The sequence below is a fragment of the Streptomyces abikoensis genome (assembly GCF_014648775.1).
Classification (GTDB): Bacteria; Actinomycetota; Actinomycetes; order Streptomycetales; family Streptomycetaceae; genus Streptomyces; species Streptomyces abikoensis.
In genome coordinates, this window is record NZ_BMRT01000001.1 from 773,117 (window position 1) to 789,249 (window position 16,133).

Consider the following 16,133-nt stretch of genomic DNA (forward strand, 5'->3'; position numbering starts at 1 on the left):
TGCGGGCATGCCGGGCATACGATGCCCGGCATGCCGACGCTCCACCTCCTGACCGGCGCCCCGGGCGCCGGGAAGTCCACGCTGATCGCGCACCTGACGGCGTATCCGCTGATCGCCGTCGACTTCGACGAGCTGATCGAGCCCATCGGCGAGCTGCTGGGCGTGGACGTCAGGTCCTCGGCGGCGAGCCGGGTGTGGCCCGGCTACAACAAGCTGTGGGTGGAGATCGTCGCCCTGCTGCTGCGCGGCGACCGGCCCGTGCTGGTCATGTGCCCGCTGGCCCCGGACGAATGGCGGCGCGCGGCGTCGGCCGCCTCGGCGGCCGTGCCGGAGGCCGCCGCCTGGGCGCGGCTCGACTGCTCCGACGCCGACCGGCGCGCGCGCCTCGCCGCGCGCGGCTGGGACGACGGCCGGATCGAGGACGCGGTCGAGGACGCGGCCGAACTCCGCCGCGCCGTCGACCGGGAGTTCACGACCAGCGGCCGCTCGGCCGCGGAGACGGCGGCGGAACTCGCGGAGTGGGTCGGCTGCTGAGCGCCCCAAAGGGGCGCGGGGAACTGCGCGACCAGCCACGACGCACCCGCAGACGATGTCACGCGGACCCCGTCAGCTCCTCGTCAGCCCCTCGATCACCTTGAGGGCCTGCCCGGCTCCGTCCTCGGTAGCCATGTGCCGCGCAGCCGACGCGGCGGCCCGCGCATACGCCCCCTCATTCACGACCCGGTCGAGCGCGTCAGCGAGCCGCTCGGCAGTGAGCGAGGGGAAGGGGATCGGCCCCGTGGCGGCCCCGAGGGCGGCGAGCCGTCCGGCCCAGAACGGCTGGTCGCCGGTGACGGGCACGGTGACCGCCGGGACCCCGGCGCGCAGCGCGGCCGCCGAGGTGCCGGCCCCGGCGTGGTGGACCACGGCGGCCAGCCGTGGGAACAGCGGGGCGTGCGGTACGTCCCCGATGGTCAGGACGTCGTCGCCGTCGGCCGCGAGGCCGGCGCTGCCGGACTGGAGGATGCCGCGCAGCCCGGCGCGGCGCAGGGCGCGCACGGCGATCTCGCTGAGCCGTTCCCCGTCCCCGCTCGCCATGGACCCGAAGCCGATGAGGACGGGCCGGGGTCCGGCGTCGAGGAAGTCCTCCAGCTCGGTGGGCAGCGGTTCGGCGGGCTCGTGATGGGGCCACCAGGTCCCCACGACCTTCAACCCGGGCCGCCAGTCGGCGGGGCGTGGCACCAGCGCCGTGCTGAAGCCGTGGAGGACGGGCCAGTCGGCCTGTTCCTGCCGACGGCGCATGGCGGAGGGGGACAGGGGCGGCAGCTGAAGCCGGTCGCGCAGTTCGCCGGCCGCCTGCTCGTAGAGGCGGTCGACCATGCGGAGGGCGAAGCGTCCGGCGGCGCGGTTGGCGAGGCGGCCCAGTGAGCGGGTGCCGGTGACGGCGGGCGGGAAGTCGCCGGTCGGCGCGGTGGGCTGGAGGTACACGCCGAGGCTCGGGATGCCGGTGGCCTCGGTGAGGTGCCAGCCGAGCGGGGCCGTGGTGGCCGAGAGCAGCAGCAGGTCCGTGTCGTCGCCCACCGCGTCGGCGAACCCCCGGCCCAGTTCGGTGACGAACCCGGCGGCCGTGCGCATGAGCTCGCGCCTGCCGGTACCGGCGCCGCGCCCCCGCGTGTCGGCGGGAAGGCCGCGGAATTCCAGCCCGGCGGCGCGTACGAGGTGGGCGTGGGCGTCCGTGGCGGCCAGCGTGACGTCGTGCCCGGCGCGGCGCAGCTCGGCGCCCAGGCCGGTGTAGGGGGCGACGTCGCCGCGCGATCCGGCCGCGGCGATCAGGATCCTCATCGGTGCTCCTCGGGGAGGGAGTGGGTACGGCCGCCGTCGTGACGGGCGGCGTTGGCGTGGACCGCCCTGCCCACGTAGGCGGCCAGCCCGGGGCGCTGCTGTGACGGCGGTACGACCAGGGCGAAGGCGCGCGGCTCGGCGACGAAGTCGTCCGCGATGCGCCGGTGCATGTCGACGGGGCAGGAGGTGAACCAGCGCGAGATGTGCAGCCGGTGCTCCTCGGCGAGGTCCATGGCCCGCTCGCCGTCGCTCGGCTCCCCCTCGTCGAAGGCCGCGAGCAGTTCCGCGCGCCAGGCGGCGGCCTCGCCCATGAGCCGCCGCCAGTCGTCCTTGGTGTGGGCTGCGGCGCGTGCCATCGCCTCGCGCCGGCCGTCCGAGTGGGCCCACTTCAGCTCCGCCTGTGTGGCGTAGCTCAGATCGAAGGTGATCTCGCCGAAGACCTCGAAGCGCTCCTCGGGGGTCAGGGCCACCCCGGTCTGCTGCACCTCGATGGCCCGCTCGGCCACCTCGGCCAGCCGTCGCAGCCTCTCGATCTCCTCCCCGAGCCGCCGCTGCCGGGCCCGCAACTGCTCCAGGGCGTTGGCCTGCGGGTCCTCGAGGATCGTGGCGATCTCGTCGAGGGAGAAGCCGAGCTCGCGGTAGAACAGGATCTGCTGGAGCCGGGCGAGGTCGGCGTCGCCGTAGAGCCGGTACCCGGCGGGGCTGCGCTCGCTGGGCGAGAGCAGCCCCGCCTTGTCGTAGTGGTGCAACGTCCGCACCGTCACCCCGGCGAAAGCCGCGACCTGTCCCACGGAGTAACTCATCCACCTGCCCTTTCGTCGGCGTACAGCCTCGGGCCTGACGTAGGGGGAGGGTCAACTCGGGTGGGTGGTGCCCTGGGACGGCCGGTGCTCGCGGGTCAGTACAGGGCGTCGCCCATCGGGGAGTCCTCGCCGACGACGTAGGCGCGGATCGCCGCCAGGTACGCGGCGCGGGTGATCCGCCCGTCGCCGTCGGTGTCGAGCGCGTCGAACGCGGCCTCGGCGTTGCCGGGCGGGTTGTTGAGCGTGGTGCGCAGGGTGGTGAACCCGGGCCGGTCCAGGGCGCCGTCCCCGTCGGCGTCGACGAGGTCGAACAGCGATCCGAGGGCGTACTGGCAGACGTTGTCGAACTTGTCGCCGTCCACCCACGCGTCGTATTCGTCGAAGGTCAGCCGGCCGTCCGCGTCGGCGTCCATCACCTCCCAGGCCTTGTGCCCCTTCGCGCGGGCGGTGACGACGAGCGGGTCGTCCTCCGGGCGCCCCGTCGCCTCGACCACCCGGTCGATGCGGGAGAGGTAGTCGTGCGCCGAGATGACGCCGTCCCCGTCCGCGTCCATCATGGCGAAGACGCGCCACGTGGGGGTGGGGGCGGCGGCTGTGGTGGTCGTACGGTCCAACGCGGTTTTCCTCCTGCTCGCTGCGGAGCGACGAGGGTTCGTCCCGCCCTGCATACCCAGCGGACCGCGTGTCCCATGCGGCCGCGGCCGGGCTCGTTTTCCCGCCAACCGTCGCCGTGTCGGACTCGCTTCCCGATCTTCTGGGAAAGATCCTTTCCATGTCCGAATTCCCCCGCGCCGATGACGTGGTCCTGTCCGCCTCCCCCGCGCCGCAGCCCTACAGGTGGCGCTGGGCGGCGCTGTGGGTGATCCTCGCCGGAGAGGCGATGGACATGCTCGACTCGCTGGTGGCCACCATCGCGGCGCCGTCGGTCCGGGCCGAGCTGGGCGGCGGGGCCGGCGTCACCCAGTGGCTGGCGGCCGCCTACGCGCTCGCCATGGCGGTCGGGCTGATCACGGGCGGGCGGCTGGGGGACGTCGTGGGGCGTCGCCGGACGTTCCTGATCGGCACGGCGGGATTCACCGGCGCCTCGCTGCTGTGCGCGGTGGCCGTGTCGCCGGGGTTCCTGGTCGGGGCGCGCGGGCTCCAGGGGCTGTTCGGGGCGGTGATGATCCCGCAGGGGCTCGGCATGATCAAGGAGATGTTCCACGGCCGGGAGCTGGGCAAGGCGCTGGGGATGTACGGGCCGGTGATGGGGCTGTCCTATGTGGGCGGCCCGGTACTGGCGGGCTGGCTGGTGGGCGCCGACTGGTTCGGGGCCGGCTGGCGCATGGTCTTCCTGGTCAACCTGCCGCTCGGGGGGCTGGCGTTCCTCGGCGGGTGGCGGTTCCTGCCCGCGACGGGCCCCACGGCGCGGACCAGGCTGGATCTGGTGGGTGCCGCGCTGGCCTCGGCCGCCGCGCTGGCGGTCGTCTTCCCGCTGGTCCAGGGGCGCGAACTGGGGTGGCCGACGTGGGCGTTCGTGTCGATGGCGGCCGGAGTGGCCCTGTTCGGGGCTTTCGGCTGGTACGAGGACCGGGTGTCACGCGGTGGCGGTGACCCGTTGGTGGTGCCGGGGCTGTTCCGCAAGAGGGCCTTCTCGGGCGGTCTGGTGACCGGCGCGGCGCTGTTCGCCGCGGTGGCGGGGTTCTCGCTGGCGCTCAGCCTCTACTTCCAGTCGGGGTTGGGTGCTTCGCCGCTGCAGGCGGGGCTGGCCGTGCTGCCCTGGTCCGCCGGTACGGTCATCGGTTTCGTGGTGGTGCAGGTGCTGGACAGCGCGGGGTTGCTGAGCCGATACGGGCGCGCGCTGGTGCGGACCGGCGTCGTGGTGATGGCGCTGGGTGCCGGGGCGTTCGCCTGCGCGCTGCGCTGGGCGGGCGCGCACGTCACGGTGTGGCAGGGCGCGCCCGCGCTGGCGGTCGTGGGGCTGGGGTTGGGGCTGGTGATGGGCCCGTTCTTCGAGACGGTGCTGGGCACCGTGGAGCCGCACGAGACGGGTTCGGCCGCCGGGACGCTGACGGCGGTGCAGCAGTTCGGCAGCGCGCTGGGCAGCGCGGTGCTGGGCACGGTCTTCTTCTCCGCGCTCGCCGGCCGGACCGCGGACGCGACGGGGGCGGACGCCTCCGGGACGGCGGCCCGCCTCGACTGGTCACGGGCCATGGAGATCACTCTGGGCGCGGAAGCCGGGCTGCTCGCGATCACGCTCGTCGCGTCGTTCCTCCTCCCCGCTGAACCGGGCGTAACCCCAACCGGTCGGCTGACCGGAAATGATGTTGGTGATTGACAGACGGAAGAGAACCGTCCAGTCTCGTTCAGCCGAACAGCCAGCCATAGCCTGACTATTGGCGTTAAGTCCCGCAAAACCTCTTGATTACGGTCGATTTACGACACAGGGAGCCGTTTCATGCTGCCCAAAATGCCGCACCACGAACGTGAACGTTTCCTCGCCGAGCCGCGCATCGGCGTACTGGGCGTCACCGACCCACGGGGCGAGGGACGCGCCCCGCTGCTGGTGCCGGTCTGGTACCACTACGAGCCCGGAGGGGAGGTCGTGGTCCAGACCGGCCGGGAGATGGTGAAGACCAAGCTCCTGCTGGAGGCGGGCCGCTTCAGCCTCTGCGCCCAGGACGACAACCGCCCCTACCGGTACGTCAGCGTCGAAGGACCCGTCACCTCGGTCACCGACCCGGCCGACCCCGAGATGCGCGAGGCCATGGCCCACCGCTACCTGGACCCCGAGGAGGCGCGCGCCTACCTCAAGGCGACGGCGCACCAGCTCCAGGGCGACGTCACCTTCCGCATGCGCCCGCAGCACTGGCGCACCGCGGACTTCGCCGCTTTCGCCGCCGACTTCGCCGAACAGGGCAAGAGCGACGCCGACGGCTGAGCCCCACTCCCCCACCCACCGCACACCTCACACGGCACGGACGACATGACACCCACACCCCCCGAAACAGAACGAACAGGTCTCCATGACAGACATCGACGTTTCCGCCCGGCCGGCCCCCACCGCCCGCCCCGGGACGGCCGGCACGAGTGGCACGCGCGATTACCCGCGTGACCGGAGCCTTCCCGAGCTCTTCGAGGAACAGGCGGCGGCCCGGCCAGAGGCCCTCGCCGCCCGGCACGGGGACCGCACCCTGACCTACGGGCAACTCGGCGCCCGCTCCGACGCGCTGGCCGCCCACCTGCTCGACCGGGGCGTCGAGCCGGGCACGCCGGTGGGCGTGTGCGGCAGCCGTTCCCTGGAAGCGCTGGTCGCGCTGCTGGGCATCCTCAAGGCGGGCTGCGCGTACGTCCCGCTCGACGAGGACCTGCCGCCGGCCCGGCTGCGGGCCATGGCCGAGGACGCCGGGCTGCGCGCGGCCGTCGTCCTGCCCGGCAGCACCGACCCGGTGCGCGGACTGCCCGTCCGCGTGGAGTTCGACACGATCGAGCACACGGTCGACCGCACCCCGGGCACCCGGCCCGCCGCCGACCCCTCCGACTGCGCCTACGTGGTGTTCACCTCCGGCTCCTCCGGCCGCCCCAAGCCGGTGGCGATACCCCACCGCGGCGTGGCCCGTCTCGTCCTCTCCGACGGCGAGTTACCCCCGCCGGGCCCCGGCGACGGCGTGCTGCACGCCTACGGACTGTCCTCCGACGCCTCCACCATCGAGATCTGGGGCGCGCTGCTGACCGGCGCCTGCCTGGTCCTGGCGGACCGCGAGGAACTCCTCTCGCCCATCGCGCTGGAGGAACTGTTCCGCGCCCGGGGCGTGACCGTCGCCTACCTGACGACCAGCGTCTTCCACCTCGTCGCCCGCACCCGCCCCCAGGCCCTGGCGCCCCTGCGCTTCGCCTCCGCAGGCGGCGAGGCGATGGACCCCCGCCTGGCGGACGAGGTACTGGCCGCCTGCCCCGGCACCACCGTCGTCAACTTCTACGGCCCGACGGAGAACTCGGTCGTCTCCACCGCGCACGTGGTGCGCGAACTGCCCGCCGACGCCACGCACGTCCCCATAGGCCGCCCCTTCGGCGCCACCGTCTGCCACGTCCTGCGCCCCGACGGCACGGCCGCGGCACCGGGCGAGGAAGGGGAGCTGTACGTCGGCGGGGACGGACTGGCCCTGGGCTACCTCGGCGATCCCCACCTGACCGCCGAGCGGTTCGTCGACCTGCCCGCCCATCATCCGCACGGGCCGCTGTACCGGACCGGTGACCTGGTCGTCCGGCGCGCCGACGGGCTGCTGGAGTACCGGGGACGGCTGGACCGCCAGGTGAAGCTGCGCGGTGTGCGCGTCGAGCTGGACGAGATCGAGGCCCGGCTGCGGGCCCACCCCGAGGTCGGCGAGGCCGTCGTCCAGCTCGAATCCGGCGCCCTGACCGCCTATGTCACCGCCGCCACGCCCGGAGACCCCCTGGACCTGCCCGGCATCCGCGCCTACTGCGCCGAGTGGCTGCCGCCCCAGACCGTCCCGGCGCTGGTGGCCATGGACCACCTGCCGGTGACCAGCGGCGGCAAGGTCGACCGCGCCCGGCTGAAGGCCCTCGCGCCCCGGCCCCGGGGAACCGGGGAGCCCGGCGAGGCCGACCCGTCCAAGGTCGAGGGAGTGCTCGACGCCCTCGCCGAGGTGTGGCACCAGGTGCTCCGGGTACGTCCCACCCCCCAGGACGACTTCTTCCGGCTCGGCGGCGACTCACTGCTCGCCTCCGAGACCGTCACCCGCACCCTCGCGGTGCTGGGCCTCGACGCCGCGCTGGGCTCCACCCTCATCAGGGCCCTGCTGGCGGCACCCACCCTGGAGGGCTTCGCCACGGCCGTCCGCGAACTGCGCGGCGGCGCCGGCGGCCCGGCGCGGAACGAACCGGCGGTCGACTTCGAGCGCGAGAGCGAGCTCGGCTTCGAGCTGCCGCCCGCCCAGGGCCCGGCCCCGCGCCCCGAGGACCCCCGGAACGTCCTGCTCACCGGCGCCTCCGGGTTCGTCGGCGCCTTCCTGCTCGACCGGCTGCTGCGCATGACGTCCGCGCGCGTCCACTGCCCCGTACGGGCGTCCGGCGACGCGCACGCCGCCCGGCGGGTGCGCAACACCCTCGCCCGCTACGGGCTGAGCCTCGACGAGGCCGCCTGGCAGCGAGTGGAGTGCTTCCCCGCCGACCTTTCCGAACCCGGTCTCGGCCTCTCCCCCGACCACGCCGCCGAACTGTCCGGCAGCCTGGACCTGATCGTGCACAATGCGGCCCGGGTCAACTTCCTCTACCCGTACGAGGAGTTGCGCTCGGCCAACGTCGAGGGCACCCGCAGGGTCGTCCAGCTGGCGGCACCCCGCCGCGTGCCCGTCCACTTCATCTCCACCGTCGCCGTCGTCGCCGGATTCGGCACGGCCGGGGTGGACAAGGTCGACGAGGACATGCCGCTGGCGCACGCCGACGGGCTCACCATGGGCTACGCGGAGAGCAAGTGGGTCGCCGAGGAGGTGCTGCGGCGGGCGGCCGAGCAGGGCCTGCCGGTGGCGGTGCACCGGCCGTACGAGGTGACGGGCGACCGGGTGACCGGCGCGTGCAACACCGAGACGGCCATCTGCTCCCTGTTCAAGACGATCGCCGAGACGGGCCTGGCCCCCGACATCGAGCTGCCGATGGACTTCGTGCCCGTCGACCACCTCGCCGAGGCCGTGGTCCACATCGCCACCCGCCGCCCGGCCGGCTGGCGGGTCCACCACCTCACCAACCCGCGCCCGGCCATGCTCTCCGACGTCCTGGACCGGATGCGCGCGGCGGGCTTCGCGATCCGCACGCTGCCCTACGACCAGTGGGTGGGCGAGCTGGTGCGCCACGTCGCACGCAACCCGAAGAGCGCGACGGCCCCGTTCGTCTCCCTGTGCGTGGACCGCAGCCGCAACGCCGACATGTCGGTCAAGGAGATGTACCTCAAGGGCGTCTTCCCGGTCCTGGGCCGCCGCAACGCCGAGGAGGCCCTGGACGGCAGCGGGCTGGACTGCCCGCCCGTCGACACCGCGCTGCTGGACCGGTACCTGGAGTTCTTCTTCTCGTCCGGCTACATCCCGCGCCCCGCCCCCGGACACCCGTCGCTTCCCGGAACGGAGCACACAGCATGAGCGAGGACCTTCCCGCACTCGTCCAGGTCCCGGCCGTGGAGCCGGGCACCGCCGGCCCCCCGTGCGGCTACGCCCGTCTGCGCGCCGAACAGCCGGTGGTCAAGGCGGAGTTACCGAACGGCGAGACGGGCTGGCTGCTCAGCCGCTACGAGGACGTGCGGGCCGCCTTCGCCGACCCCCGGCTCGTCCGGCCGCTGCTCTCCGCCTGGCCGCCCCGCGAGGGCCCCGACGCCCCGCCGCCGTGCCTGCCGACGTTCCTGGAGATGACCGGCGAGCACCACGAGCGGGTACGGCGCACCGTGCTGCCGCTCTTCGGCAGGCGCCGCCTGGAATTCATGGAGCCCCGGATCCGGGACATGGCCGGGGAGCTGATCGACGCCATGGTGGCGTCCGCCGACGGCGGCACGGCCGACCTGGTCGCCGCCTACGTCGATCCGCTGCCGCTGCGCGTGCTGTGCGAGACCACCGGGATCCCGCACGAGGACCACGGGATCTACCTCCCCCACACCCTCACCCTGCTCGGCGCCGCCGGGCTGTCGATGGACGAGGTGCTGGCGGCCCTGTACGCGCTCCAGGACTACGCCGAGGACCTCATCTCCCGCAAGGAGAAGGAGGGCGAGGGCGAGGACTACATCCACCTCCTGCTGGCGGAGAGCCGCCGCCCCGACGGCGGGATGACCCGGGACGACGTGGTCAGCTTCGTCGTCACCATGCTGATGGCCGGCTACAAGACCAACATCCAGCACACCGGCAACGCGCTGTTCACCCTGCTCACCCACCCCGACCAGCTGCGGGAGCTGCGCGAGTCGCCGCAGCGGATGGGCACGGCGGTGGAGGAGCTGCTGCGCCACGTCCCGCTGATGAACGCCATCAACATTCTGGTCGCCCAGGAGGACTTCACCCTCCACGGGCAGCACATCCGGGCCGGGGACGCGGTCATCCCGGTGCCCGCCTCCGCCAATCGCGACCCCGCCGCGTTCACCGACCCCGACCGCCTGGACCTGACCCGCACCCCCAACGCTCACGTCGCCTTCGGCCACGGGCCCCACGCCTGCACCGGCGGGCACCTGACCCGGCTGCAGCTCTCCATCGCCATCGAGGTGCTGCTGGAGCGGCTGCCCGGCATCGAGCTCGCCGTGCCGGCGGAGTCGATCCCCTGGGACGAGTCCACCCCGCTGCGGGCCCCGGCCCGGCTCCCGGTGCGCTGGTGACGCACCTTCCCCTCCACGACGTGACGACCGGACGAGAAAGGCCCGAGACAGTGACCGCACCGAACGCGGAGCTCCCCCACTACCCCTTCAGCACCGAGGGCGTCCGCCTCGCCCCCGAACTCGACGAGCTGCGGAGCCGCTGCCCGGTGGCCAGGGTCAGCACCAACTCCGGCGAGGAGGCCTGGCTGGTCACCGGCTACGAGACGGCCCAGCACGTGCTGCGCGACCGGAAGTTCGCCCGATCCGTACTGGCCGACCCCGAGGGCCCCGCCCAGGACACCCCGATCCTGGCACCCGAGCTGCTGGACGCCATGAACCACCTCCAGCAGGCCGGGCTGCGGGACGAGGTCCTCAAGGCGCTCGGCCGCAACCAGCCCGAGCTCCCCGCCGACTGGGTCGCCGAGGTCACCCGTGAGGGCCTGGACACCATGGTCCGGCAGGGCAGCCCGGGCGACCTCCAGCGCCACTTCGCGGAATGGGTCGCCGCCCAGTGCATGTGCCGGGTCCTCGGACTGCCCTTCGAGGACCACGAGTGGCTCGCCGTACGGGCCGACCTCGACCTGACCATGGTGACCCCGACCCACGAGGAACTCGCCCGCAACTGGGAGGAGATCCGGGTCTACATGCACGAGTACATGGCCGCCCGCCGCCCCGGCCGGCCCCGCGGTCTCGTCGACCGCCTCGCCGATCTCAACGCGGAGCGGCAGGGGCTCACCGACAAGCAGCTGTCGAACATCGTCTCCGTCCTGTTCGTCAGCGGTTACGAGGACTTCGCCAGCTTCCTGGGCGTCGCGGCGCTCACCCTCCTCCAGCACCCCGAGGCGATGGACGCCGTGCGCGCCCGCCCGGAAACCATGCCGCAGTGCGTGGAGGAGCTGCTGCGCCACAGCGTCGTCCTGGGCAACGCCATCCCCCGCTTCGTCACCGAGGACACGAAACTGGACACGGCGGAGGTACGGCAGGGCGACCTCGTCCTGCTCTCGCTGGACGCGACCAACTACGACCCCGCCGCCTTCCCCGACCCCGGCACCTTCGACCCCACCCGCTCCCCCAACCCCCATCTCCGCTTCGGGTACGGGCGCCACCACTGCCCGGGCGCCCACCTGGTCCGCCGGCAATCAGAGACCGCCTTCGGCGTCCTGCTCGACCGGCTGCCGGGCATCCGCCTGGCGGTACCGGTGGACGAGGTGCCCTGGCACCCCAACCGCATGGCGATCATGTTGGCGGGGCTGCCGGTCACCTGGTAGCGAGGCCGGGGGCTCACACCCCGGGAGCCCCCGTCTCCGTCAGCTCGCCGTCGGCCAGCCGCAGCCACCGGTCGACGCGGATCTCCCACAGGAACCGTTCGTCGTGGCTGACCACGACGAACGCGCCCTGGTAGGAGTTCAGCGCGCTCTCCAGCTGGCCCGCGCTGACCAGGTCGAGGTTGTTCGTCGGCTCGTCCAGGAGCAGCAGGTGCGGGGCCGGTTCGGCGCACAGGACGCAGGCCAGGGTGGCGCGCAGCCGCTCGCCGCCGGAGAGCACCCCAACGGGCAGATGGGCGCCGGCGCCCCGGAAGTGGAAGCGGGCGAGCAGGTTCATCCGCTCGGCCTCGGACCGCTCCGGGGCGTACTCGGCGAAGTTCTCGGCGACCGTACGCTCCGGGTCGAGCAGGTCGAGGCGCTGCGAGAGATAGGCGACGCGCCCGTCGGCCCGCTTGACCGCGCCGCTCTCCGGGGCCAGGCCGCCGTCGAGCAGCCGGAGCAGGGTGCTCTTCCCGGCGCCGTTGGGGCCGGTCAGCGCGATGCGTTCCGGGCCCCGGATCGTCAGGTCGAGGCCGTTCCCGGCGAAGACGTCCTTGCCGCCGAGCCGGACGCGGAGCTGTTCGCCGAGGAACAGGTTGCGTCCGGCGGGCACGTTGGTCTCGGGCAGGTCCAGCGTGATGCGCTGTTCGTCGCGGAGCGCGCGCCCGGCCTCGTCCAGCCGGGCCTTCGCCTCGCTGACGCGGCCGGCGTGCATCTGGCCGGCCCGTCCGGCGGACTCCTGCGCGCCGCGCTTCATGTTGCCGGCGAAGATGCGGGGCAGGCCGGCGCTCTTGAGGTTGCGGGCGGCGTTGCTCTGCCGGCGTTCGGCGCGTTCGCGGGCTTGTTGCATCTCGCGCTTCTCCCGCTTGAGCTCCTGTTCGGCGTTGCGGACGTTCTTCTCCGCGACCTCCCGCTCGGCACGGACGGCGTCCTCGTACTCGGTGAAGTTGCCGCCGTGGAAACGGAGTTCGCCGCGCGGGTCGAGTTCGGCGATGCGTTCCATGCGGTCGAGCAGGGCGCGGTCGTGGCTGACGAGGAGCAGGCAGCCGGTGAAGTTCGCCAGCACGTCGTAGAGCTTGTGCCGGGCGTCGAGGTCGAGGTTGTTGGTGGGCTCGTCGAGCAGCAGCACGTCGGGGCGCTTCAGCAGCTGGGCGGCGAGGCCGAGGGAGACCACCTGTCCCCCGCTGAGGGTGCTCAGCGTGCGGTCCAGGGTGACGTCGGTCAGGCCGAGGCGGTCGAGCTGGGCGCGGGTGCGTTCCTCGATGTCCCAGTCGTCGCCGATGGTGGTGAAGTGCTTCTCGTCGGCGTCCCCGGACTCCACCGCGTCGATGGCCCGGATGATCGCGGCGACGCCCAGCACCTCGGCGACGGTGAGCTCACCGGTCAGGGGGAGGCTCTGCGGCAGGTAGCCGAGGGTGCCGGTGACGGAGACCGACCCGGTGGCGGGGCGCAGTTCACCTGCGACGATCTTGAGCAGGGTGCTCTTGCCGGCGCCGTTGGGCGCGACGAGCCCGGTGCGGCCGGGGCCGAGGGTGAAGGACAGGTCCTGGAAGACGGGGGTGTCGTCGGGCCAGGCGAAGGACAGGTTCGAGCAGACGACGGAAACACCGGAGACGCCGGACATGAAGGTGACCTCGTGAGAGCGCAGTGACAGACAAGGGGAAAGTGGAAAACGGGAACGACAACGAAGCCACTGACGGCGATGCTTCCGCGCATCGGCCGGTGGCCTGTCGGGTCCGGGTGATCACCCGGAGATGTCGTCGTCCACCACCATGTCCGGTCTCCTCGACGAGCGGTCAGAATCCGTGCCAGTTTAACAACTCAAGCGGGAATCGCGACGGGAATTTCTCGCAGGTGTGCGATGCCCCGGTCCAGGGCGGCCTCCAGGTGCTCGATGCCGCCCGTCGTCAGGAGGATCATCACCCCGCCCTGGACTCCGGCCAGCAGGGCCGCGGCCTCGCGGTCGGCGTCCAGGGCGGCGGCGATCTCGCCCGCGTCCTGCATGTGGCGGATGCCCGCCGCGAGTTGCTCCTGCCAGTGCCCCAGAAGCTCACGGGCCACGGCGCGCGCGGCGTCCGTGGCTGTTCCCAGCTGTGACATGGCGGCGTGCAGCGGACAGTTCTCGCCCTGCGCGCGGTAGCGGGCGACGACCTTGTCGCGCCACTGCCACCAGGCGTCCCAGCCGGTCAGCGCGCCCAGCTCCGGCTGCTGGTCGTCGATGACCCGGGCCGCTTCGTACCGGGCCACGGCCAGCAGCAACTCGTCCTTCCCGCCGGGGAAGTAGTGGAACAGCTGGCTCTTGCTGGTCGCGGTGCGACCCATGACGTCCTCAAGCCGCAGGGAGAAAACTCCCTGGTCCCGGATCTCCTCCGCGGCCCCCTCGATGATGCGCTGCCTGGTCGCGGCGCCCTTGCGGGTCAACGACACCTGTCCTCCCGGTGTGAGCTGTCGCGCCCATTGAAGTGCGCCGGGGCGGGACGCGCCACCGCGGGCCGGGCAGGAGCAGCAGCTTTCCGGTGGTCCGGCGCGACTCGATGTCCGCGTGGGCCCGTGCCGCGTCGGCCAGGGCGTAGCGGCCTCCGACGCGCGGGGTGAGCTTCCCGTCGAGGATCAGGTCGAAGAGCTCTCCGGTCCGGCGGACCAAGGCCTCGCGGGTGGGCACGTGGTGGTGCACCACCGGGTAGGTCAGCAGGATGCTGTTGGGCAGGTCGGTCGGCCGGAGGGCCGGAACGCCCATGAAGGGGCCGTAGTAGGCGTGCACCCCGTGCGGGCGCAGGGCGAGCTGAGAGGAGCGGAACGTCTCGCTGCCACCGCCGTCGTAGACGACATCGGCTCCCCGGCCGCCGGTCAACTCCCTGACCCGCTCCTCGAAGCCACGCCCGGACCGGACCAGCACATGGTCGGCTCCGGCCTCCTCGGCGACGGCGACCTTCTCCTCGCGGGAGACCAGCCCGATCACCTTGCCGCCACGTGCCTTGATCATCTGGGTGAGCAGCAGCCCCACTCCCCCCGCCGCCGCGTGCACCACGGCCGTGTCACCCGGCCCGATCGCGTAGGTCTCGGTGCTGAAGTGGCTGGCGGTCAGCCCCTGGAGCATCACGGCGGCCGCGGTCTCGTCCGCGATCCCGTCGGGCACCTTGACCAGCGATTCGACGGGAACGGCGAGTAACTCCGCGTAACTGCCCGGATGATAGAACCACGCCACCCGGTCCCCGACGGCGAACTCCTCGACGCCGGCGCCGAGAGCGGTGACGTATCCCATCCCCTCGGCACCCAGGACCGCCGGAGCGGCCCACCCCGGTCCGCCCTGGGCGCGGGCCCCGACGTCCATGTAGTTCACTCCCGCGACACCGAGCCGGACGAGCACCTCACCGGGACCGGGGTCCGGGTCCGGAAGCTCGGTCCACCGCATGACCTCGGGGCCGCCGTGTTCCTCGATACGGATCGCGTGCATGTGGGCACCTCTCTGTGCGAATCAGCGCGAACGAGCGCGTGGTGAAGTGATCCGCCGAGCACGGTAGGCAGCCAGGATTGGACCCACAAGTCCAAAGACCAGGAGGCCACCCAGGGGCCATGTTCGAGGGCGTGTTCAGCCAGGTGGCCGAGGGTGCCCAGCCCCTCTTGTCGGCCTGGGCCGGAACCGGCAAGTGCTCGTCACGCGAAGGCGCTGTGCCCGGTGACGGCCTTGCCGACGATGAGGGTGTTCATCTCCCGGGTGCCCTCGAAGGAGTAGACGGCCTCGGCGTCGGCGAAGAACTTCGCGATCCCGTAGTCGAGGACGATGCCGTTGCCGCCGAAGAGTTCACGGGCCCAGGCCACGCACTCGCGCATCCGGGCGGTGGTGAACGCCTTGGCGAGGGCGGCCTGTTCGGCGCTGTCGCGGCCGGCGGCGGCGAGCTGGCTGAGGCGGACCACCATGCCGAACATGGCCGTGATGTTGCCGAGCATCCTCACCAGCAGGTCCTGGATCAGCTGGAAGGCGCCGATGGGCCTGCCGAACTGCTCACGGTCGACGGCGTAGGCGCGGGCGAGTTCGTAGGCGCGTACCGCGACCGCCAGGGCCTGCCAGGCCACCCCGCCCCGGGTGCGGGCCAGGATGGCGGCGGTGTCGCGGAAACCGTCGACCCGCTGGAGCCGGTTGGCCTCGGGGACGCGCACCCCGTCGAGGGTGATGTCGGCGTTCTGCACGGTGCGGAGCGCGATCTTGCCCTCGATCTTGGTGGCCGTGAAGCCCGGGGTGCCCTTCTCCACCACGAAGCCCTTGACGTGGCCGTCGGCCGTATCGCGGGCCCAGACCACGACGAGATCGGCGAAGGTGCCGTTGCCTATCCAACGCTTGGCGCCGTCGAGGACCCAGGTGTCGCCCTCGCGCCGGGCGGTGGTGCGCATGCCGCCCGCGACGTCGGAGCCTCCCTCGGGCTCGGTCAGGGCGAAGGCGCCGATCTTCTTCATCGCGGCCATGTCCGGCAGCCAGCGGTCGCGCTGCTCCTTGCTGCCGCCCCCGTGGATGCTGCCCATCGCGAGCCCGGTGTGGACTCCGGAGAACACCCCCAACGAGGCGTCGACGCGGTTGAGTTCCAGGTTGAGGAAGCCGGAGAACAGCTCGCTGCGGTGGCGGCCGTCGCCGTACTCGGGGTAGGCGTATCCGGCCAGCCTGAGCTTCGCGATCTTCTCGATCACCTCGAAGGGGAATTCCGCCCGTTCCCAGGAGGCGTCGAACAGCGGCTTGATCTCGCTCTCCAGGTAGTCGCGGACGGCGGCCAGCTCGGCCCGCTCGGCGTCGCTGAGCAGGTCGGCGTATCCGAAGAAGTCAGGGGTGGTGTTGGCGGGCTTGGGCATGGGTGACTCCTGTACGTGAGGTTCAGTCGTTCTCGTACGTGAGGT

At 72.5% G+C, this 16,133-nt stretch carries 12 protein-coding genes and 1 pseudogene; 6 read left to right on the forward strand and 7 right to left on the reverse strand.

Annotated elements, in window-relative coordinates; all coding sequences use genetic code 11:
• Positions 1-30: 30 nt before the first annotated feature.
• On the forward strand, positions 31-534 hold the full coding sequence (locus tag IE096_RS03375) for an AAA family ATPase (RefSeq protein ID WP_189448190.1): 504 nt from the start codon (positions 31-33) through the stop codon (positions 532-534).
• A 72-nt stretch (positions 535-606) separates the two neighbouring features.
• On the opposite strand, the gene IE096_RS03380 is transcribed toward IE096_RS03375, so the two are convergent.
• The 3 genes from IE096_RS03380 to IE096_RS03390 all read right to left on the reverse strand — a co-directional run bounded on the left by IE096_RS03380 (position 607) and on the right by IE096_RS03390 (position 3,238).
• On the reverse strand, positions 607-1,821 hold the full coding sequence (locus tag IE096_RS03380; protein ID WP_189448192.1) for a glycosyltransferase: 1,215 nt from the start codon (positions 1,819-1,821) through the stop codon (positions 607-609).
• A complete protein-coding gene (locus tag IE096_RS03385) occupies positions 1,818-2,624 on the reverse strand; it encodes a MerR family transcriptional regulator (protein WP_189448194.1) in 807 nt (268 codons plus the stop codon). Before IE096_RS03385 ends, IE096_RS03380 begins: the two co-directional genes overlap by 4 nt.
• Positions 2,625-2,719: 95 nt before the next feature.
• Entirely contained in the window at positions 2,720-3,238 is a 519-nt protein-coding gene (locus IE096_RS03390; RefSeq protein WP_229819884.1) for an EF-hand domain-containing protein, read from the reverse strand.
• A gap of 158 nt (positions 3,239-3,396) precedes the next feature.
• On the opposite strand from IE096_RS03390, the gene IE096_RS03395 reads away from it, so the two are divergent.
• The 5 genes from IE096_RS03395 to IE096_RS03415 all read left to right on the forward strand — a co-directional run bounded on the left by IE096_RS03395 (position 3,397) and on the right by IE096_RS03415 (position 11,213).
• Complete coding sequence (locus IE096_RS03395) at positions 3,397-4,941, forward strand: MFS transporter (RefSeq protein ID WP_189448197.1); 1,545 nt, start codon at positions 3,397-3,399, stop codon at positions 4,939-4,941.
• Between the two features lie 132 nt (positions 4,942-5,073).
• Complete coding sequence (locus IE096_RS03400; RefSeq protein WP_229819885.1) at positions 5,074-5,544, forward strand: pyridoxamine 5'-phosphate oxidase family protein; 471 nt, start codon at positions 5,074-5,076, stop codon at positions 5,542-5,544.
• Positions 5,545-5,629: 85 nt separating this feature from the next.
• Entirely contained in the window at positions 5,630-8,755 is a 3,126-nt protein-coding gene (locus IE096_RS03405; protein ID WP_189448201.1) for an amino acid adenylation domain-containing protein, read from the forward strand.
• Complete coding sequence (locus IE096_RS03410; RefSeq protein ID WP_189448203.1) at positions 8,752-9,966, forward strand: cytochrome P450 family protein; 1,215 nt, start codon at positions 8,752-8,754, stop codon at positions 9,964-9,966. Before IE096_RS03405 ends, IE096_RS03410 begins: the two co-directional genes overlap by 4 nt.
• Positions 9,967-10,016: 50 nt before the next feature.
• The gene (locus IE096_RS03415) at positions 10,017-11,213 is read left to right on the forward strand and encodes a cytochrome P450 (protein WP_189448205.1); all 1,197 of its coding nucleotides are present in this window, start codon (positions 10,017-10,019) and stop codon (positions 11,211-11,213) included.
• 13 nt (positions 11,214-11,226) lie between these two features.
• On the opposite strand, the gene abc-f is transcribed toward IE096_RS03415, so the two are convergent.
• The 4 genes and pseudogenes from abc-f to IE096_RS03435 form a co-directional block, all read right to left on the reverse strand.
• Positions 11,227-12,873, reverse strand: a complete 1,647-nt coding sequence (abc-f, locus tag IE096_RS03420; RefSeq protein WP_189448207.1) for a ribosomal protection-like ABC-F family protein — start codon at positions 12,871-12,873, stop codon at positions 11,227-11,229.
• Between the two features lie 197 nt (positions 12,874-13,070).
• Positions 13,071-13,676 (reverse strand): TetR/AcrR family transcriptional regulator, encoded by a 606-nt coding sequence (locus IE096_RS03425; RefSeq protein WP_189448209.1) that lies wholly within the window; start codon positions 13,674-13,676, stop codon positions 13,071-13,073.
• Between the two features lie 67 nt (positions 13,677-13,743).
• A pseudogene (locus IE096_RS03430) lies at positions 13,744-14,703 on the reverse strand (quinone oxidoreductase family protein); the annotation flags it as partial.
• 200 nt (positions 14,704-14,903) lie between these two features.
• A complete protein-coding gene (locus tag IE096_RS03435; protein ID WP_189448212.1) occupies positions 14,904-16,088 on the reverse strand; it encodes an acyl-CoA dehydrogenase family protein in 1,185 nt (394 codons plus the stop codon).
• Positions 16,089-16,133: the final 45 nt, after the last annotated feature.

What these genes read in the sequence shown, in the direction of transcription:
- IE096_RS03405 (WP_189448201.1), top strand. Translation starts at nt 5,630, where the DNA reads ATGACAGACATCGACGTTTCCGCCCGGCCGGCCCCCACCGCCCGCCCC.
- IE096_RS03400 (WP_229819885.1), top strand. Translation starts at nt 5,074, where the DNA reads ATGCCGCACCACGAACGTGAACGTTTCCTCGCCGAGCCGCGCATCGGC.
- IE096_RS03385 (WP_189448194.1), bottom strand. Translation starts at nt 2,624, where the DNA reads ATGAGTTACTCCGTGGGACAGGTCGCGGCTTTCGCCGGGGTGACGGTG.
- IE096_RS03395 (WP_189448197.1), top strand. Translation starts at nt 3,397, where the DNA reads ATGTCCGAATTCCCCCGCGCCGATGACGTGGTCCTGTCCGCCTCCCCC.
- IE096_RS03380 (WP_189448192.1), bottom strand. Translation starts at nt 1,821, where the DNA reads ATGAGGATCCTGATCGCCGCGGCCGGATCGCGCGGCGACGTCGCCCCC.
- IE096_RS03410 (WP_189448203.1), top strand. Translation starts at nt 8,752, where the DNA reads ATGAGCGAGGACCTTCCCGCACTCGTCCAGGTCCCGGCCGTGGAGCCG.
- IE096_RS03435 (WP_189448212.1), bottom strand. Translation starts at nt 16,088, where the DNA reads ATGCCCAAGCCCGCCAACACCACCCCTGACTTCTTCGGATACGCCGAC.
- abc-f (WP_189448207.1), bottom strand. Translation starts at nt 12,873, where the DNA reads ATGTCCGGCGTCTCCGGTGTTTCCGTCGTCTGCTCGAACCTGTCCTTC.
- IE096_RS03375 (WP_189448190.1), top strand. Translation starts at nt 31, where the DNA reads ATGCCGACGCTCCACCTCCTGACCGGCGCCCCGGGCGCCGGGAAGTCC.